Source organism: Bradyrhizobium diazoefficiens USDA 110, from assembly GCF_000011365.1.
GTDB lineage: Bacteria > Pseudomonadota > Alphaproteobacteria > Rhizobiales > Xanthobacteraceae > Bradyrhizobium > Bradyrhizobium diazoefficiens.
This window is the reverse complement of sequence record NC_004463.1, coordinates 1,597,101-1,615,764: the sequence shown is the minus strand read 5'-3', so window position 1 is coordinate 1,615,764 and position 18,664 is coordinate 1,597,101. Positions and strand designations below refer to the sequence as shown.

Below are 18,664 nucleotides of genomic sequence, written 5' to 3'. Positions count from 1 at the left end.
GTCGCAGCCTGACTGTGCTACGAAGTCTTCATCGTGTGGATGCCGCATTCTGTCTTGGCCCGGCCGCGCCAGCGACCGGCGCGTGCATCCTCGCCTTCGGCCGTTCTGCTGGTGCAAGGCATACACCCAACCGACAGGAAACCGGAGGCGGCCAGTGGATGACGCGGCAATTTGGCGCGGACGAAAATCGCCTCGAGTTCCTCGCGCGAAACGTTGGCGAAGGGGTTGAACTTCAACCGCGCGCCGTCGTCCTCGACCACCGGAATGTCGGCGCGCGCATTGCCCTGGAAGCGCTTGCGGCCGTTGATCCAGGCGTCGAACGGCTTCAGCGCGCGCGCCAGCGGCTCCACCTTGCGGATGCGGCAGCAGGCGTCGGGATCGGAGAACCAGAGGTCGCGGTCGGGATCCTCGCGCGACAGCGTCTCCTCCGCCGGCCTGATCGAGCGGACGTCCTTGAGCCCCAGCGTCGCGATCAGCATGTCGCGATAGGCGAGCGTCTCCTCGAACAGCCAGCCGGTGTCGAGGAAGATCACGGGGATCGACGGATCGACGTCCGCCATCACCTTCAGAAGCGTCGCCGATTCCGTGCCGAAGGACGACACCAGCGCAAGCTTGTCGCGGCCGACCGCCTTCAGGGCCGCGGCGATGACCTCCGCGGGCGAGGCATCGCGCAAGGCGCGATCGAGTTCCGCGGCAGAGGGCAGCGCGGAAACGGACACAGGAGATACCTGAGGCGCAATTGCGTTCACGTGCCGACACCTTCTGAATGACGCAACTGCATGCGCCGGTGCAGCGCCGTGATCCGGCCGTCGCCGGTCGGCTGGTAGAACACCGAATAACGCTTTGCGGTCTGCATGAACGCTTCCGCGTCGGCCTGCTTCTTGACCTCGAAGGAATCGAAGCCCGCACGCAGCATGAACACGAACTGGTCGCGCAGCACCTGCCCGGTGGCACGCAGCTCACCGCGATAGTTGTAGCGCTCGCGCAGCAGCCGCGCCTGACTGTAGGCGCGTCCGTCGCGGAAGCTCGGAAACACCAGCGCAACGGCGGCGACCTTGCCGAGATACGGCACGAGCTCGTCGATGTCGCGATTGTTCGGCCAGATCACGCCGACCTTGCCGGCACGCTTGAGCAACGCATCGGCCTCACCGACGAAACGCTCGGCCGGCACCAGGATGTCGCCGCCCTCCGGCAGCGGCGTGTCGACCGCCAGCTTGACGAAGCTGTCGTCGACGATTTTTCCGCCGTTAACGAGTGGCATAGACGCGCTCCTTGAAGGGTTCGACGCCAAGGCGCTTCACCGTGTCGATGAACAGCTCCTCCGGGCGCGCGCGCAGCGCGAGATAGGCTTCCACGATGTCCTCGACGACGTCGGCGACCTCGTCGAACTTGACGCCGGGGCCGATCAGATTGCCGAGCGCGGCGCCCTCGTCGGCGCGGCCGCCGATGGTGATCTGATAGACCTCCTCGCCGTTCTTCTCGACGCCAAGAATGCCGATATGGCCGACATGGTGATGGCCGCAGGCATTGATGCAGCCGGAGATGTTGATGTGCAGCCGGCCGATCAGGTTGGCGAGCTCGTGGTTGGCGAAGCGCCGCGTCAGCTCCTGCGCGATCGGGATCGAGCGCGCATTCGCCAGCGAGCAATAGTCGAGCCCCGGGCAGGCGATGATGTCGGTGATCAGATTGACGTTCGGGGTCGCCAACCCGAGCTTGTCGAGCGCTTTCCACAGCGCCGGCAGGTCGCGCTTGGCGACATGCGGCAGCGCCAGATTCTGCTCGTGACCGACGCGGATTTCGCCGAACGAATATCTGTCGGCGAGATCGGCGAGCGCATCCATCTGCTCGGCGGTGGCATCACCCGGAGGTGCGCCGATCGGCTTCAGCGAGATCGTGACGATGGAATAGCCCGGGTTCTTGTGCGGGGCGACGGAGTTCTTGCGCCACGCCTCGAACTCGGGATCGGCCGCGGCCTGCCGCAGCTCGTCCGGCATGTGCGGCAGCTTCTCGTAAGCGGGATAGATGAAGCGCGAGCGGATGTCCTCGATCACCTCGTCGTCGATCTGGAGCGAGGAGTTGCGGATGTGCTGCCACTCCTCCTCGACCTCGCGGGAGAATTTCTCGATGCCGAGCTCGTGCACCAGGATCTTGATCCGGGCCTTGTAGATGTTGTCGCGGCGTCCGTACTGATTGTAGACGCGCAGGATGGCCTCGATGTAGCTCAGGAGATCGCGGCCGTGCACGAAGTGCTTGATGGTCTTGCCGATGAACGGCGTGCGGCCGAGACCGCCGCCGACCAGGACCTCGAAGCCGGTTTCGCCCTTCTCGTTCTTGATCAGGCGCAGGCCGATATCGTGGACCTTGATCGCGGCACGGTCGTGGTCCGACGCGGTGATCGCGATCTTGAACTTGCGCGGCAGGAACGAGAATTCCGGATGCAGCGTGGTGTGCTGGCGGATCAGCTCCGACCAGATGCGGGGATCCTCGATCTCACCGGGCGCGACGCCGGCCCACTGGTCCGAGGTGACGTTGCGCATGTTGTTGCCGGAGGTCTGCATCGCGTGGATGCCGACCTCGGCGAGATCGGCCAGCGCGTCCGGCAGGTCCGACAGCTTGATCCAGTTGAACTGGATGTTCTGGCGCGTGGTAAAATGGCCGTAGCCGCGGTCGTATTTGCGCGCGACATGGGCAAGCGCCCGCAACTGGTTCGACGCCAGCGTGCCGTAGGGAATCGCGACGCGAAACATGTAGGCGTGGAGTTGCAGATAGACGCCGTTCTGCAAGCGCAGCATCTTGAATTCGTCTTCGGTGAGCTCGCCCGAGAGACGGCGCTGCACCTGGTCGCGGAATTCCGAGACGCGCTCGTTGACCAGCGTGCGGTCGATTTCGTCGTAAGCGTACATGAAGAATGCCTTACAGCTCTGCCAACATTCAGACGGGCAAGCCGATCGTCACGCCATCGCGGCGAATCTGCTCACGCAGATTACCCGGCAGGATCTTGCCGGCCTCGTCGACTTGCACCGGCGCGATATAGGGGCCGATCGCGCCGACGTCATCGGCCACGGCCTCGGCGAGCAACGCTTTCGCTTCGTCCGAGTTTCGCACGATCGCGGCATCCGTCAGTTCCACGGACCAGCCCCTGGCAGCCGTGCGATAGACGACGACGCCGTCCCAGGTCCGGTTGGCGGTCACAACGGAGGGACCCGTAATTTTCAGCTTTTGTTGCAGAGGAGAGGTCATTCGGCAGCATCCAATAGGTCGGAGATGATTTGCTTGGGTGTCTGGCGGCGAAGCGAGCCGGCATGCCGGACCACGTCGCCGATGATGAGCATGGCAGGACCGCCATGGGTCCGCCGCACGAGCTCGGGAAGATCGCGCAGCGTGCCGATCGCGCCTTGCGCATCGGGCCGCGTGACGCGGGCGAACACGCCGACCGGCGTTTCGGGCGAGCGGCCGGCGGCGAACAGGCCTGCGCGCACGGCCGGTGCCGCGGTCATGCCCATGTAGACCACGACGGTCATCTTGGTGTCGGTGAGCGTCGACCAGTCCACGGCTTCCGCATCGCGCGCCCTGTGCGCGGTGAGGAAGGTGATGCGGGTCGCTTCATGACGATAGGTGAGCGGCACCTCGAAATCGGCGGCGCCGCCGAGCCCGGCGGTGATGCCGGGAATGATCGAATAGGCAACGCCCGCCGAGCGCAGCGCTTCGACCTCTTCGCCGCCGCGGCCGAACACGAAGGGATCGCCGCCCTTCAGCCGCACCACGCGCTGACCTGACTGCGCGGCCTCGATCATGCGCGTGTTGATGGCGTCCTGGCCGATGCCGGGCTTGCCGACGCGGCGGCCGACCGCAACGCGCGTCGTGTCGCGGCGGATGCGATCGAGAATTTCGCGCGAGACCAGCTCGTCATGGAAGACGATGTCGGCGTCCTGGAGCGCGCGCAGCGCCTTGATAGTGAGAAGATCGGGATCGCCCGGACCGGCGCCGACCAGCGCAACGGAGCCTTCCGGCTTGTCGGCACGCGCGAACGCGGCGGGATCGGCAATGGCCTTGAGCGCCGCGTCCGCCTCGCCCTTGCGGCCGGCGAGCACGGCACCACCGATCGGGCCGTCGATGACGCGCTCCCAGAAGCGGCGGCGCAGCGGAAACTCGGCAATGCGCTCGTTGATGGATTTGCGGAAGTCGCCGATGAACTCGGCGAGCTCGCCGATGCGCGCAGGCAGCAGCGCCTCGATCTTCTCGCGCACGCGCCGCGCCACCACCGGAGAGGTGCCGCCGGTGCCGACCGCGACCACGACATCGCCGCGATCGACGATGGCCGGGAAGATGAAGCTGGAATGCTCGAGATCGTCCATGACGTTGACCGGCAGGCCGAGCGCCTTCGCCCGCGCCGACATCGCAACGCCGACATCGCCCGCCCCGGCGCAGACGATCGCGATGACGCCTGAGAGATCGGCGATGAGCGGATCGCCGGTCGCGATGTCGACGCGCGCCGCGTCCTCGGAGCTAAGGCCCATGTCCTGATTGCCGTCGATCGCGTGCACGCGGATGCGCGCACCGGCCGCAGTGAGCACGCGCAGCTTGGCGCGCAAAAGCTCACCCGCACCGATGAGGACCACCGGACCGGCCTTGAGATCGAGGAACACCGGCAAGAACCGCATACGATACTCGCTTCCCCCACTTCCGGGGTTGACTGGAATTATTTTCTATATATGTGTCGTTTCGAGCGCGCAAAGAGAAAATTTTTTCTTCTCTCCTGCGCTGCAACTATAGAATTTTCGCCTCCAAACGCAAAGTGGCAGAGATGCATCTTCTCAAGGACGATTCCGCAGCTGTCGGAGTGAGCAGCCCCGCCCTCACCGGGCGCTCGGGCTCGCAAGAATTTTCTGCTGATGTTGCGCCCAGCATGGACCATCTGGACCAGCTCGAGGCGCAGAGCATCTACATTTTCCGCGAGGCCTTCGCCCGTCTGAAGAAGATCGCCCTGCTGTGGTCGCTCGGCAAGGACTCCAACGTCATGATCTGGCTGGCGCGCAAGGCGTTCTTCGGCCGCATGCCGTTCCCGGCCCTCCATGTCGACACCGGCAAGAAGTTTCCGGAGATGTATCGCTTCCGCGATCATTACGGGAAGGAGTGGGATCTCGACCTACGCGTCGAGCCCTGCCCGCCCATCGATGCCGTCGACCCAACGCTGCCGCCGGCCGCCCGTTCCGCTGCGCGCAAGACCGAAGGCCTCAAGATGGCACTCGGCAAATACGGCTTCGACGGCCTGATCGCCGGCATCCGCCGCGACGAGGAGGCCACCCGCGCCAAGGAGCGCGTGTTCTCGCCGCGCGGTCTCGAAGGCAATTGGGACGTGCGCGACCAGCCGCCTGAGTTCTGGGATCATTTCAACGCCTCGCCGCCGCAAGGCGCGCATTTGCGCATCCATCCGATCCTGCATTGGACCGAGGCCGACATCTGGGCCTACACCAAGCGCGAGAACATCCCGATCATCCCGCTCTATCTGTCGCAAAACGGCAAGCGCTACCGCTCGCTGGGCGATCAGGACATCACCAATCCGGTGAATTCGACTGCGTCGACCATCGAGGAGATCCTGGTCGAGCTCGAGCAGACCAAGGTGCCGGAGCGCGCGGGACGCGCGCTCGACCACGAGACCGAAGACGCCTTCGAGCGTCTGCGCGTCGCCGGCTATCTCTGACCTCAGGACGCAACGCGGCCATGAACATGATCGTCACCCCCGCTTCGCCCGCGACCCCGAACGGCACCACGCGCCCGCAGGTCCGCATCGTCATCGTCGGCCATGTCGACCACGGCAAGTCGACGCTGGTCGGCCGCCTCCTGCACGAGACCGGCAGCCTGCCCGACGGCAAGCTGGAGATGCTGAAGGCCGTCAGCGCGCGGCGCGGCATGCCGTTCGAATGGTCGTTCCTGCTCGACGCGCTCCAGACCGAGCGCGACCAGGGCATCACCATCGACACCACGCAGATCCGCTTCCGCACCAATTCGCGCGACATCGTGCTGATCGACGCGCCCGGCCATGCCGAATTCCTGCGCAATATGATCACCGGCGCCTCGCAGGCCGACGGCGCGGTGCTGATCATCGACGCGCTCGAGGGCGTGCGCGACCAGACCAGGCGGCACGGCTATCTCCTGCATCTGCTCGGCGTGAAGCAGGTTGCGATCGTCGTCAACAAGATGGACCGCGTGGATTTCTCCGCCGATCGCTTCCAGGCGATCAGCGACGAGATTTCCGCGCATCTCAACGGCCTCGGCGTGACGCCGACGGCCGTGATCCCGATCTCCGCGCGCGACGGTGATGGCGTCGCGACGCGCACCGACCGCATCGGCTGGTACAAGGGACCGACCGTGGTCGAGGCGCTGGACCAGCTCGAGCCGGCGCGCCCGCTGGAAGCGCTGGCGCTGCGGCTGCCGGTGCAGGCGATCTACAAGTTCGACGACCGCCGCATCGTGGCGGGCCGCATCGAATCCGGCAGCCTGGTTGCCGGCGACGAGATCGTGATCATGCCGGCCGGCAAGATCGCCAAGATCAAGACGGTCGAGAGCTGGCCGGCGACGCCGATTGCCGGACGGCAGGGCGCGGGCCGCTCGGTCGGCATCACGCTCGACCGCGAATTGTTCATCGAGCGCGGCGACATCGTCGCGCATGCGGGCAGTGCCCCGCGCGAGACGCGCCGCTTGCGCGCGCGCATCTTCTGGCTGCACGACAAGCCGCTGGCCAAGGGCGACCAGCTCCTGGTCCGCTGCGGGCCGAAGGAAAGCCGCGCCACCGTGGTGGCGATCGAGAAGGCGGTCGATCCGGGCGAATTGTCGAGCGTCGAGAACAAGGCGATCGGCCGCAACCATGTCGGCGAGATCGACATCTCTCTTTCGAATCCGATCGCCACCGATCCCTACACCGAGAATCCGCGCACCGGACGTCTGGTGATCGAGGTCTCCGGGCGCATCGCCGGCGGCGGTCTCGTGCTGTCGGTCGATGCCGGCCAGCGCGCCGTGCCGGTCGACATCGTGCCGGTGGAATCGGCGCTCCGCCCCGACGAGCGCTCTGCGCGCTATCAGCACAACGGCGCCGTGGTCTGGCTCACCGGCCTGCCGGCCTCCGGCAAGTCGACGCTGGCGAAGGCGCTGGAGCGGCGGCTGTTCACCAATGGCGGCTCGCCGATCCTGCTCGACGGCGACACGCTGCGGGCTGGACTCAACAACGATCTCGGCTTCTCCGCGTCCGACCGCAGCGAGAACATCCGCCGTCTCGCCGAGGTCGCGACGCATCTCGCCCGCAACGGCCACATCGCGATCGTCGCCGCCGTCTCGCCCGCCCGCGAGGACCGCGCCACCGCGCGCCGCATTGCCGACACCGCGTTCCGCGAGATCCACGTCGCGACACCGGCCGGCGTCTGCGAGGAGCGCGATCCGAAGGGCCATTACAAGAAGGCCCGCGCCGGCGCGCTGGCGTCGTTCACCGGCATCGGCAACGACTACGAGACGCCGCAAGCGGCCGAGCTCGTGATCGACACGTCGACACGGACGGTCACTGAAGCCGCCGACGAGATTGAGCAGATGCTGAAGACCACCGGCGTGCTGTTCGACGAAGTCGTGGATCTCGCCGCGAATATTTGAGGCGAGTGCTTTCCACGAGACGCCGCGCTCTGTCTCCACGCTCTCCCGCGTTCCCTCCCCCCCTTGCGGGGGAGGGCTAGGGAGAGGGGTCCACACAGGGACTCCCTCCAGCGGGCGAAAGTTCTTCTCGCCGACCTGGGCTACCCCTCTCCCCCGCCCTCCCCCGCAAGGGGGGAGGGAGCGCAGTTGTGCGCTTGGCGCCCAGCCGGGCTCAAGCGTTTGTAAAACGAGCCGGCCCGCCCACCGCTTCTTGACATTTTGACAACCCCCCAGGGGTCTTCTCACCGCCCCGATTTTGGGGCTAATAGGTCCCGAAAGCCGCCCCCTGTGGGCGCATTTTGCTGCTGTCGGGTCAAAAGCAGCCAAAAAACAGCCATTTCCAACAAGAAAGCCCATCATGAAACGCGTCGACGCCCACGGATTGAAGATCGCTCCTGTTCTGTTTGACTTCATCGCCAAGGAAGCGGCCCCGAAAACGGGGATCGCGCCGGATGCGTTCTGGGCCGGGGTTGCCGCCATCATCAAGGACCTTGGGCCGAAGAACCGGGCGCTGCTGGCGTTGCGCGACGCGCTACAGGCCAAGATCGACGACTGGCATCGCGCCAACAAGGGCAAGGCGTTCGACCTCAATGCCTATACCGCCTTCCTGAAGGAGATCGGCTATCTCGTCCCGGAGCCGGCGACGCAGAAGGTCGAGACCGCCAATGTGGACGAGGAGATCGGCAAGATCTGCGGCCCGCAGCTCGTCGTCCCCCTCACCAATGCGCGCTATGCGCTGAACGCGGCGAACGCACGCTGGGGCTCGCTCTATGACGCCTTCTACGGCACCGACGCGATCCCGCACGATCCGTCCGAGAGCGGCAAGGGTTACAACAAGGCGCGCGGCGACAAAGTGATCGCGAAGGCCAAGGCCTTCCTCGACGCCGCCGTGCCGCTCGCGACTGGCAGCCACACCGACGTCACCGCCTACAGCATCGTCGCGGGCCAGCTCGCGGTGAAGCTGAAGAGCGGCAATGCGACCGCGCTGAAGAACGCCGCGCAGTTCGCCGGCTTCCAGGGCGATGCGGCCGCGCCGAGCGCGGTGCTGCTCGTCAACAACGGCCTGCATGTCGAGGTGACGATCAACCGCAACAGCGCGATCGGCAAGGACGATCCCGCCGGCGTCGCCGACATGGTCATGGAGGCCGCGGTCTCGACCATTCTCGACATGGAGGACTCGGTTGCCGCGGTCGACGCCGAGGACAAGGTGCTGGTCTACCGCAACACGCTCGGCCTGATGAACGGCACGCTCTCGGCCGACTTCGAGAAGGGCGGCAAGACGCTGACCCGTTCGCTCAACGCCGACCGCAGCTACAAGACGCCGGACGGCAAGGGCGAGGTGAAATTGCACGGCCGCAGCCTGCTGCTGATGCGCAATTGCGGTCACCACATGTTTACCGACGCGGTGCTGGACGAAAGGGGCGAGGAGGTCCCGGAGGGCCTGCTCGACGCCGCCGTCTCCGGCCTGCTTGCGATCCACGACCTCAAGGGCAATTCGAAGGTCAAGAACAGCCGCACGGGATCTGCCTATATCGTCAAGCCGAAGATGCACGGCCCGGACGAGGTGTCGTTCACGTGCGAGATTTTCGACCGCGTCGAGAAGATGCTCGGCCTGCCGGAGAATACGCTCAAGGTCGGCATCATGGACGAGGAGCGGCGCACCACCGTCAACCTCAAGGCCTGCATCCAGCGCGCCTCCAAGCGCATCATGTTCATCAACACCGGCTTCCTCGACCGCACCGGCGACGAGATCCACACCTCGATGGAAGCCGGCCCCATGATCCGCAAGAACGAGATGAAGGCGCAGGCCTGGATCAAGGCCTACGAGGACTGGAACGTCGACATGGGCCTGATCGACGGCCTTCCCGGCCACGCCCAGATCGGCAAGGGCATGTGGGCCGCGCCCGACAAGATGGCGGACATGCTTGCGCAGAAACTCGCCCATCCGCAGGCCGGCGCCACCACCGCCTGGGTCCCCTCGCCGACCGCCGCGACGTTGCACGCGCTGCACTACCACCAGGTCAACGTCATCGCGCGCCAGGAGGAGCTGACCAAGGGCGGACCGCGCGCGAAGCTGTCCGACATCCTCACCATTCCGGTGTCGAAGTCGAACTGGGCGCCCGACGACGTCAAGCAGGAGATCGACAACAACTGCCAGGGCATCCTCGGCTATGTCGTGCGCTGGATCGACCAGGGCGTCGGCTGCTCCAAGGTGCCCGACATCCACGACGTCGGCCTGATGGAAGACCGCGCCACCTTGCGCATCTCCAGCCAGCACCTCGCCAACTGGCTGCACCAGGGCGTGATCACCGAGGCGCAGGTGATGGAATCGCTGAAGCGCATGGCCGTCGTCGTCGACAAGCAGAACGCGGGCGATGCCATCTACAAGCCGATGGCGCCCGCCTTCGACGGCGTCGCTTTCAAGGCCGCCTGCGACCTGATCTTCAAGGGCCGCGAGCAGCCGAACGGCTACACCGAGTACATCCTCACCGCGCGCCGCCGCGAGGCGAAGGCGGCGGGCTAGGCCCGGTCACCGAAATGTCAAAAGCCCCGGCGCGAGCCGGGGCTTTTTTGTTGGGCGAAACGTCGCGGCGCGAGGAGGAACGGCTGCGCACCGCTCGCGTTGTCGGGCCATCAACCAACGGGAGATGGTCATGGATTGGAACCGCATCGAAGGAAACTGGAAGCAGTTCAAGGGATCGGCCAAGGAGAAGTGGGCCAAGCTCACCGACGACGACCTCAAACTGATCGAGGGTCGTCGCGAGCAGCTCGAAGGCCGGCTGCAGGAACGTTACGGCAAGGCCAAGGACCAGGTTCGTCAGGACGTCGACGACTGGCTCAAGACGCTGCACTAGCGTGCTCGGGAACGCAGACCAAGCCCCGGCTTTCGCCGGGGCTTTTCATTTCGAAGCATCGTAGCGGCGCGCCCGCTAGAATACCGTGAGATATTTCAACAGCGACACCACACCAATGATGATGACGACCACGCGCGCGATCTGCTTGGCGCGGCCGTCCATCGGCAACATGTTGATGAGATAGAGCACGAGAATGACGACGAGAAAGGTGACGAGTACGCCGACCAGCATCGCGAGGCCCCCTTCAGGCAGATTGCTAACGATAACCTAACGCCTGTCTCGCGCGACGGTTCCACCCGGGCAACCCATTGCAACTTCTAGTAAATGCGCACTTCTACCGGCAGGCCGGCTGCCTAAAACTTTACCCTTTTCCTTTCAGATGCAGAAACCGTTTGAGCCCCTGAAGCGCAAACGGCGTGCGATTGCCGATCTGCCGCGCCCCCGTTTGCCGATGTTGCCGGGCGTCTTCACGAAATTTGCAATGGGAATTTGGGGGGACTTCGATGCTCTATCGTCTGACCGTATCCGCGCTGCTGAAGGCGGTGATCGCGATCACGTCGGTCTGTGTGGTGATCGCGCTCTCGCTCACCGCCTATGAATCCTGGGATCGCCTCAAGACCGCCAACCGCATTTCGCAGATCGCCGACGCTTCCGCCGATCTGTTCAAGGCGATGCACAATCTGCGCACCGACCGCTCGACCACCAACCGGCTCCTGAACGCGACCGAGCCGATGGATTCCGAGATCGAGAAGTATTTGCGTGCGCTGCGCGATGCGCAGATGCCAGCGATGGCACATGCGCTGGAGCTGCTGCCGAACATCGACTTCTCGCAATCAGGCACGCTGGTGCCGGAGCTCGCGCGCCTCAACAAGCTGCTGATCGAGGAGCAGAAGCAGTTCTGGGAGGACGTGGCCAAGCCCAAGGACCAGCGCCGCGCGGGCCTGCCGAAGGAGTATATGGAGACGACGCAAGGCCTGCTCGAGACGCTCGACAAGCTCTCGAACGTCCTCGCCGCCACCGTCAACCACCAGGACGCCGTGATCGACCAGCTACTGTCGATCAAGCAGAACGCCTGGCTGCTGCGCAACACCGCGGGCGAAGCCTCGCTGATCGTCTCGATCGGTCTTGCCGCCGGCAAGATCACCCCCGAAGCCCGGTACAACTACACCCAACATGTCGGCGGCACGTCGGCGATGTGGAAGGCGCTGGAATTGACGACCTCGGGCATGCAGTTGCCGCCGGCGCTTGCCTCCGCCCTGGCCGCGGCCAAGACCGCCTATTTCGAGCCGCAATATCTCGCGCTGCGAGACCGTCTCGCGGACACGCTGGTCAAGGGCGAGAAAGCCGAGATGACCGCCAACCAGTGGAGCCCGGTCACCGTCGGCCGTCTCTCCAGCGCGGTCGCGGTGGCGGAAGCCGCTCTCGATGCCGCCAAGAGCCATACGCTGGAACAGCGCTCCGCAGCTCAACGCGCACTCGTCATGCAGCTCGCACTTCTGGCGCTCGCCGTCGGCCTCGCCGTCGGTGCCATCATGCTGGTCAACCGCCGCGTCATCCATCCGCTCAACACCATGCGCGATGCCATGCTAAAGGTCGCCGGCGGCGACCTTGCCGTGGACAGCGGCTATCTCGACCGCAAGGACGAGATCGGCGCGCTCGCCGGCGCGCTGGAGGCGTTCAAGCAGCAAGCGACCGACAAACTCAAGATCGAAGAGCAGGAGCGCGCGCGCAATGCGGGCGCTTCGGCCCGCCAGCGCGCGATCGAGGTCTATGTCGGCGAGTTCGAGGACGCGGTGCGCAAGACGCTCGGCGAATTGAGCGAGGCCTCCGGCAAGATGCGCAAGACCTCGGGCGATCTGTCCGCGGTGTCGCGCCAGACCAACGACCGCGTGCAAGTCGCCGGCAAGGCCTCCAACGATGCCTCCATGAGCGTCGACAGCGTGGCGGCCGCCGCCGAGGAGCTCTCCGCCTCGATCAACGACATCAGCCAGCAGGCCGCCCATGCCGCGGGTATCGCCGGTCGCGCCGTCACCCAGGCGCGCGAAACCGACGGCACCGTGCAGGGCCTGGCAAAATCCGCCGGACGCATCGGCGAGGTCGTCGGCCTCATCAACACCATTGCGGCGCAGACCAATTTGCTGGCGCTCAACGCCACGATCGAGGCGGCGCGCGCCGGCGAAGCCGGCCGCGGCTTTGCCGTGGTCGCCTCCGAGGTGAAGTCGCTGGCGAGCCAGACGGCCAAGGCCACCGAGGAAATCTCCGAGCAGATCGCCGACATCCAGCGGGTGGCCGGCGACGCCATCAACGCAATCCAGACCATCGGCGGCATCATCGGCGAGGTGAACGAGGTCGCGACCGCGATCGCGGCCGCCGTGCAGGAGCAGGGTGCGGCGACGCAGGAGATCACCCGCAGCACGCAATTTGCGGCGCAGGGCACCAGGAACGTCTCCGACAACATCACCGGCGTCAGAGCCGATGCGGATGCCGCCGCAGCCGCCGCGGACAACGTCAAACACGCCTCCGAGACGCTGGAGAGCCAAAGCCGCCAGCTCGGCGAGGACGTCACCGGCTTCCTTGGCAAGATCCGCGCGGCTTAGGCTTCATAGGCGCGTGGCCGGCCACACACCCCGATGTCGTCCTGGCTTTCGCCAGGACGACGATGGTGGGTGCCAACCCTCAATGCCCCAGTAATTTTACGGCAGCACCACTGTCTAAGTTTTTACCCTTTTCGGGCCAAATGCGCCTCAAGCGCCTGCCGCAAGGCAGGTACTTCTGTCACGTGCAACCCTTTGGTCCTTCGAAGTTCGTGGGGGCTGCCGTTCGGGGCCACGAACTTCGAAACGCGTACCGGGGTGTCCGATGCTCAACCGCCTGACCGTATCCGCACTGCTGAAGGCGGTAATCCTGTCCACCGCATTCGTCGTCGTGATCGGCTTCTCGATCAGCGCATGGAGCTCATGGGGCCGGCTGCAAGCCGCCAACCGGATCGTCGCGGTCTCGGCCGCATCGGCAGAAGTGTTCAAGGCGATGGCGAACATCCGTGCCGACCGTTCGACCAGCAGCCGCCAGCTCACCTCGGACGTCCAGTTGGACCAGGACATCGAAAGATATATCCGCGGAATCCGCGACATTCTGATGCCGGCGCTGGCGCGCGCCACCGAGATTCTTCCCTCCATCGACTTGCCGCAGGGCGAGACGATGGTGTCGGACGTCGGCCGGCTGAACAAGGTGTTGCTTGAGAAGCAGGCGGAATTCTGGACCGAAGTCGCCAAGCCCAAGGCTTCGCGCCGCGCAGCACTCGCCAAGGAATATACCGACGCCGAGGATGGACTGATGGCGATCCTCGAAAAGCTGGCGCCGATGCTCGGCGCGAGCGTCAATCATCAGGACGCGGTCATCGACCAGCTCCTGATGATCAAGCAGATGGCCTGGCTCTTGCGCCTGAGTGCCGGCGAGTCCTCGCTGATCGTCGGCAACGCGCTCGGCACCGGCAAGATCACGCCCGAGCTTCAGCTCGCCTATACCAAATTCGTTGGCGGCACCGACACAGCCTGGAATGCGATCGAGCTCGCCACGGTCGGCATGCAATTGCCGCCGGCGCTCGCCGCGGCCATGGCGAACGCTAAGGCGGTTTATTTCGATCCACAATACGCCACCACGCGCGACGGCATCATTGCCGCGGTCGCCAAGGGCGAGAAACCGTCGATGACGGCGAACCAGTGGAGCCCCTATTCGGTTGGCCGTATGGCGAGCGCGATCAAGCTCGCCGACGCCGCGCTCGAGGCGGCAAAGGAACATTCCGCGGCCCAGCGCGCGACCGCGGTGGAATCGCTGATCGTCAATACCGCCCTGCTCCTCGCCGCGATCGTCCTGACCGGCGCCGCGATGCTCGCGGTCAGCCGCCGCGTGATCACGCCGCTGCACCGGATTCGCGACGCCATGCTCAAGGTCGCCGGCGGTGACCTTGCCGTCGACAGCGGCTATCTCGACCGTCACGACGAGATCGGCTCGCTTGCGGGAGCGCTGGAGACGTTCAGGCAGCAGGCGATCGACAAGCTCAAGATCGAGGAGCAGGAGCGCGAGCGCAACGCCGGCGCCGCCGCGCGCCAGCGCGCGATGGAGAGCTATGTCGGCGAGTTCGAGGGCGTGGTGCGCAAGTCGCTGGGCGAGCTGAGCGAGGCCTCCGGCGAGATGCGCAAGACCGCGGGCGACCTTTCCGCGGTGTCGCGCCAGACCAATGAGCGCGTCGAGGTCGCCGGCAAGGCGTCCAACGACGCCTCCACCAGCGTGGACAGTGTCGCGGCGGCCGCCGAGGAGCTCTCTGCCTCGATCAACGACATCAGCCAGCAGGCGGCCCATGCCGCCGGCATCGCCAGCCGGGCCGTCAATCAGGCCCGCGAGACCGACGGCACCGTTCAGGGGCTGGCGCAGTCCGCAGGGCGGATCGGCGAGGTCGTCGGGCTGATCAACACCATCGCGGCGCAGACCAATTTGCTGGCGCTCAATGCCACGATCGAGGCCGCGCGTGCCGGCGAGGCCGGCCGCGGCTTTGCGGTGGTCGCATCCGAGGTGAAGTCGCTGGCGAGCCAGACGGCGAAGGCGACCGAAGAGATCTCCGGGCAGATCGCCGACATCCAGAAGGTCGCGGGCGACGCCATCAACGCGATCCAGGCCATCGGCGGCATCATCGGGGAGGTCAACGAGGTCGCCACCGCCATCGCCGCCGCCGTTCAGGAGCAGGGCGCGGCGACGCAGGAGATCACCCGCAGCACGCAATATGCTGCGCAGGGCACCAAGAACGTCTCCGACAACATCACCGGCGTGAAGGCCGACGCCGACACCGCCGCCGGCGCCGCTGACAACGTCAAGCAGGCGTCGGAAACGCTGGAGACGCAAAGCCGCCAGCTCGGCCAGCAGGTCAGCGACTTCCTGGGCAAGATCCGCGCGGCGTAGGGCTGCGGGTTGGAGAGAAAGCCGTAGCCGCTCCTTCGGTGTCGTCCCGGCCTAGTCGCAATCGCGCACGGGGGGCCGGGACCCAGCCACAAGGAGAAGTTAGGATGCGAGCTGGCAACTCCGAGTCTTCGCCAAACCACGCCCTGTGGCTATGGATCCCGGATCTACGCGCGCTTTGGGCGCGCTTGTCCGGGACGACAGCGGAGATTGGGGCACGGGCATTGCATCACGCGAGATGTCGTCCTGGCGAAAGCCAGGACCCATAATCACCGGCCACCGCAATGGGCAGGCTGGTGGTTATCTGCGTGCCGCCAAACTCGCATTCGGGGTAATGGGTCCTGGCTTTCGCCAGGACGACAGGGGCTACTCCTTCGCCACCACCGGCACCTGGCGGAATCTGGCGCGGACCGAGTCCGGCAGCGGGGAGAAGTTCATCGCGACTCCGCGGCGATCGCCAGCGTTGCGGCTGGCGACCACCAGGCCATCGGCGCCCGCGACGATGTCACCCTTGCGCAGGGTGGGGTCGTCCTCGATCTTGATCTGGGCGAGGCCGACCGGATCCTTGCCGTTGCAGGTGCAACCCGACACGATCTCGTTGCGATAGCGGAACGCGTTCGGCAGGTCGGAATAGGATTTCCCGCCCTCGGTCGTGGCGTCGTCGATGTTGCTGCCATAGACCAGCGATGTTTCCGAGGTCGGGCAGAAGCTCTTGCAGGACTGCGCCTTGCTCTCGGCATCGTTTCCTTGCGCCGGGAAGTAACGGCCATCGCAGCCGCGGACGCAATAGGCGGCGCCACCGCCGTAGGACGCCCGCTGCCGCGGCGTGTCGTAGCGCGGCATGTCGTCATTGGGAAACGGCATCCGGATCTCCGGCGGCGGGCGCATCCGGAAGCCACCGAACAGCGCCGAGAAGAAATCCTCCGCATGCGCCGGCGTCAGCGCGAGGCCGAAAGATGCGGCGGCGCAGAACGCCGCGGCGCCACCGGCCAGTTTGCTGATCGAACGTCTCTTCATGTCACCTCACCCAACTCTCAGTTCACGGCCGACGTCGAGATGTTCAGGGCCTGCCGGCCCGAGGGCAGCGTCGTCGCCGCGGGACGCTTGCGCCAAGAATCACTCCCCCTGTCGCTGCCCTTCGCCATCAGCGGCGCGTTCTTCGGCAGCACCACGACCCTGGCGCCGATATTGACGCGGCTGAACAGATCGGTGACGTCTTCGTTGGTCATGCGGATGCAGCCGGAAGAGACGAACTTGCCGATGGTGGTGGGATCGTTGGTGCCGTGGATGCGGTATTCGCTCGAGCCCAGATACATCGCGCGCGCGCCGAGCGGATTGCCGGGACCGCCGGCGACGAAGCGCGGCAGATAGGGCTGGCGCGCGATCATCTCGGCCGGCGGATGCCAGTCCGGCCATTCCGCCTTGCGGCTGACGCTCTGGACGCCCGACCAGGTGAAGCCCTCGCGGCCGACGCCGACGCCGTAGCGGATCGCCCGACCGTTGCCGAGCACGTAATAGAGGTACGTATTGCCGGTATCGATCACGATCGTGCCGGCCGGCTCGCTGCGGTCGAAGCTGACGACCTGCTTGCGCAGCCGATCGGGCAACTGGGCATCCTCGTCGGCCGTCTGCGCCGGCTCGCTGACATAACCTTGCGAATAGCTCGGGTCTTGTTGATACGCCTGTGGCTGCGGCAAATACGCCTGCGGTTGCATCGGCGCATAGCCCAGCGTCTGCGCATTTGCGCTGCCGAAAGGCACCGCGAGCAGAGCGGTTGCGAAGGCAAAAGCGGCGGCGGCGCGCGGCGAGAAGCTGCGACGGACTAAAGAGACCTTTGTCATGTGCTGCCCCATTGGGTGCGTGCATCTCAGGTGATGCGGCTTGCCAACAAACGCAGCCGGGCCGACTCAAGTTCCGCCGCCTTCTGCGGCGTCGACGTCACAGTCAAGCGAGCGCAACTTCACGAAGCCGCGATGGAACCGCAGCACCCCTCCGGCGTTTCCTGATGACCAATGGGCGCCCGGACACCTCCGTGCGGGAGAGAAATTGTGCGCGTCCTTCCCAGTGAACGTCTGATTTCCGGCAACGGCGAAGGCGCCCCACTCCCCGACAGCCATAGCGAGCTGCCGCCGGTCATTCGCCGCACCGAGTTCGTCGCCTACGCCCTCGCCGGCCTGCTCCTGATCGCCGTGATCGGGGTGCTGTATTTCGCCAAGGCGTTCTTCCTTCCGGTGGTGATGGCTGTCGTCGCCGGTACCATGCTCTCGCCGGCCGCAAGCTTTCTGGAACGGCGGGGCGTGCCGCGCGCGCTTGGCGCCGTGCTGATCGTGACCGCGGTGACGACGGTGGTCGCCTTCGTCGTCGCGCTGATTGCCGTGCCCGCAATGGAATGGAGCTCGCGCCTGCCGGAGCTGGGCGCGCAGTTGAAGGAGAAGCTGCACGTTTTCGACCGGCCGCTGGCGCTCTGGAAGGAGCTGCAAACCATGGTCGGCGGCTCAGAGGGGCTGCCAAGCCTGCCGCTGCCGAAGGCCGAATGGGTCCAGCCGACGCTGGAATTCCTCTCGCCCACCTTCGCCGAATTCCTGCTGTTCTTTGCCACCCTGATCCTGTTCATCGCGAGCTGGCGCGACCTGCGGCGGGCGCTGATCATGAATTTCGGCGACCGCGACGCGCGGCTGCGCACGCTGCGGATTCTGAACGAGATCGAGGTTCACCTCGGCAACTACCTGTTGACCGTCACCGTCATCAATATCGGCGTGGGCGTCGCGACCGGCATTATCTGCGCGATCACCGGCATGCCAAATCCGGCCGGGCTCGGCGCACTCGCGGCGGCGCTCAACTTCATCCCGATCATAGGACCGATCGCGATGTTCATCGTCCTGATCGTGGTGGGGCTCGTCGCCTTCCCGACGCTGGGCGGCGGACTGATGGCGGGGCTCGCCTTCGGCGGCATCACCTTCCTGGAGGGACACTTCGTCACGCCGACCATCATCGGTCGCAGGTTGTCGCTGAACGCACTCGCCGTCTTCATCGCGCTGGCCTTCTGGACCTGGCTGTGGGGACCAATGGGCGCGTTTCTGTCGTCGCCGCTCCTGATCGTGGGGCTCATCCTTAAGGAGCATCTGTTGCCGGAGAATTCGCCGCAGCTCCCGCAGGCGTGACGGGCTCCCGCGAACGGAACT

15 protein-coding genes are annotated in these 18,664 nt (G+C 65.7%); 7 read left to right on the top strand and 8 right to left on the bottom strand.

Annotated features, from left to right (window positions below):
- Positions 1-17 precede the first annotated feature (17 nt).
- The 5 genes from BJA_RS07575 to cysG are packed head-to-tail and all read right to left on the bottom strand — an operon-like array spanning position 18 to position 4,661.
- Positions 18-749 (bottom strand): phosphoadenylyl-sulfate reductase, encoded by a 732-nt coding sequence (locus tag BJA_RS07575; protein WP_011084297.1) that lies wholly within the window; start codon positions 747-749, stop codon positions 18-20.
- Complete coding sequence (locus BJA_RS07570) at positions 746-1,261, bottom strand: DUF934 domain-containing protein (RefSeq protein ID WP_011084296.1); 516 nt, start codon at positions 1,259-1,261, stop codon at positions 746-748. The genes BJA_RS07575 and BJA_RS07570 overlap by 4 nt, the downstream gene beginning before the upstream one ends.
- The gene (locus BJA_RS07565; protein WP_011084295.1) at positions 1,248-2,903 is read right to left on the bottom strand and encodes a nitrite/sulfite reductase; all 1,656 of its coding nucleotides are present in this window, start codon (positions 2,901-2,903) and stop codon (positions 1,248-1,250) included. Before BJA_RS07565 ends, BJA_RS07570 begins: the two co-directional genes overlap by 14 nt.
- A gap of 28 nt (positions 2,904-2,931) precedes the next feature.
- A complete protein-coding gene (locus BJA_RS07560) occupies positions 2,932-3,240 on the bottom strand; it encodes a DUF2849 domain-containing protein (protein WP_011084294.1) in 309 nt (102 codons plus the stop codon).
- Positions 3,237-4,661 (bottom strand): siroheme synthase CysG, encoded by a 1,425-nt coding sequence (cysG, locus tag BJA_RS07555; protein WP_011084293.1) that lies wholly within the window; start codon positions 4,659-4,661, stop codon positions 3,237-3,239. Before cysG ends, BJA_RS07560 begins: the two co-directional genes overlap by 4 nt.
- Positions 4,662-4,906: 245 nt before the next feature.
- Between cysG and cysD the strand changes: the two genes are divergently transcribed.
- The 4 genes from cysD (at position 4,907) to BJA_RS07535 (ending at position 10,532) form a co-directional block, all read left to right on the top strand.
- Positions 4,907-5,701: a sulfate adenylyltransferase subunit CysD gene (cysD, locus tag BJA_RS07550; protein ID WP_011084292.1), complete on the top strand. Its 795-nt coding sequence runs from the start codon at positions 4,907-4,909 to the stop codon at positions 5,699-5,701.
- Positions 5,702-5,721: 20 nt separating this feature from the next.
- On the top strand, positions 5,722-7,638 hold the full coding sequence (gene cysC, locus BJA_RS07545) for an adenylyl-sulfate kinase (protein ID WP_011084291.1): 1,917 nt from the start codon (positions 5,722-5,724) through the stop codon (positions 7,636-7,638).
- Between the two features lie 397 nt (positions 7,639-8,035).
- A complete protein-coding gene (locus tag BJA_RS07540) occupies positions 8,036-10,201 on the top strand; it encodes a malate synthase G (protein WP_011084290.1) in 2,166 nt (721 codons plus the stop codon).
- Between the two features lie 130 nt (positions 10,202-10,331).
- The gene (locus BJA_RS07535) at positions 10,332-10,532 is read left to right on the top strand and encodes a CsbD family protein (RefSeq protein ID WP_027544225.1); all 201 of its coding nucleotides are present in this window, start codon (positions 10,332-10,334) and stop codon (positions 10,530-10,532) included.
- Positions 10,533-10,607: 75 nt separating this feature from the next.
- Here the strand turns inward: BJA_RS07535 and BJA_RS42195 are convergent, their stop codons facing one another.
- Positions 10,608-10,763, bottom strand: a complete 156-nt coding sequence (locus BJA_RS42195) for a Thivi_2564 family membrane protein (RefSeq protein ID WP_011084288.1) — start codon at positions 10,761-10,763, stop codon at positions 10,608-10,610.
- Positions 10,764-11,035: 272 nt separating this feature from the next.
- On the opposite strand from BJA_RS42195, the gene BJA_RS07530 reads away from it, so the two are divergent.
- Together BJA_RS07530 and BJA_RS07525 are read left to right on the top strand one after the other, a co-directional pair.
- A complete protein-coding gene (locus BJA_RS07530; protein ID WP_038965374.1) occupies positions 11,036-13,129 on the top strand; it encodes a methyl-accepting chemotaxis protein in 2,094 nt (697 codons plus the stop codon).
- Positions 13,130-13,391: 262 nt separating this feature from the next.
- Positions 13,392-15,485 (top strand): methyl-accepting chemotaxis protein, encoded by a 2,094-nt coding sequence (locus tag BJA_RS07525; RefSeq protein ID WP_011084286.1) that lies wholly within the window; start codon positions 13,392-13,394, stop codon positions 15,483-15,485.
- A 363-nt stretch (positions 15,486-15,848) separates the two neighbouring features.
- Here the strand turns inward: BJA_RS07525 and BJA_RS07520 are convergent, their stop codons facing one another.
- Both BJA_RS07520 and BJA_RS07515 read right to left on the bottom strand, forming a co-directional pair.
- Positions 15,849-16,499: a DUF2865 domain-containing protein gene (locus tag BJA_RS07520; RefSeq protein ID WP_011084285.1), complete on the bottom strand. Its 651-nt coding sequence runs from the start codon at positions 16,497-16,499 to the stop codon at positions 15,849-15,851.
- A gap of 17 nt (positions 16,500-16,516) precedes the next feature.
- Positions 16,517-17,323 carry a L,D-transpeptidase gene (locus tag BJA_RS07515; protein ID WP_038965377.1) on the bottom strand — a complete coding sequence of 269 codons (807 nt, stop codon included), beginning with the start codon at positions 17,321-17,323 and terminating at the stop codon, positions 16,517-16,519.
- A 207-nt stretch (positions 17,324-17,530) separates the two neighbouring features.
- On the opposite strand from BJA_RS07515, the gene BJA_RS07510 reads away from it, so the two are divergent.
- Entirely contained in the window at positions 17,531-18,643 is a 1,113-nt protein-coding gene (locus BJA_RS07510) for an AI-2E family transporter (RefSeq protein ID WP_028173484.1), read from the top strand.
- Positions 18,644-18,664: the final 21 nt, after the last annotated feature.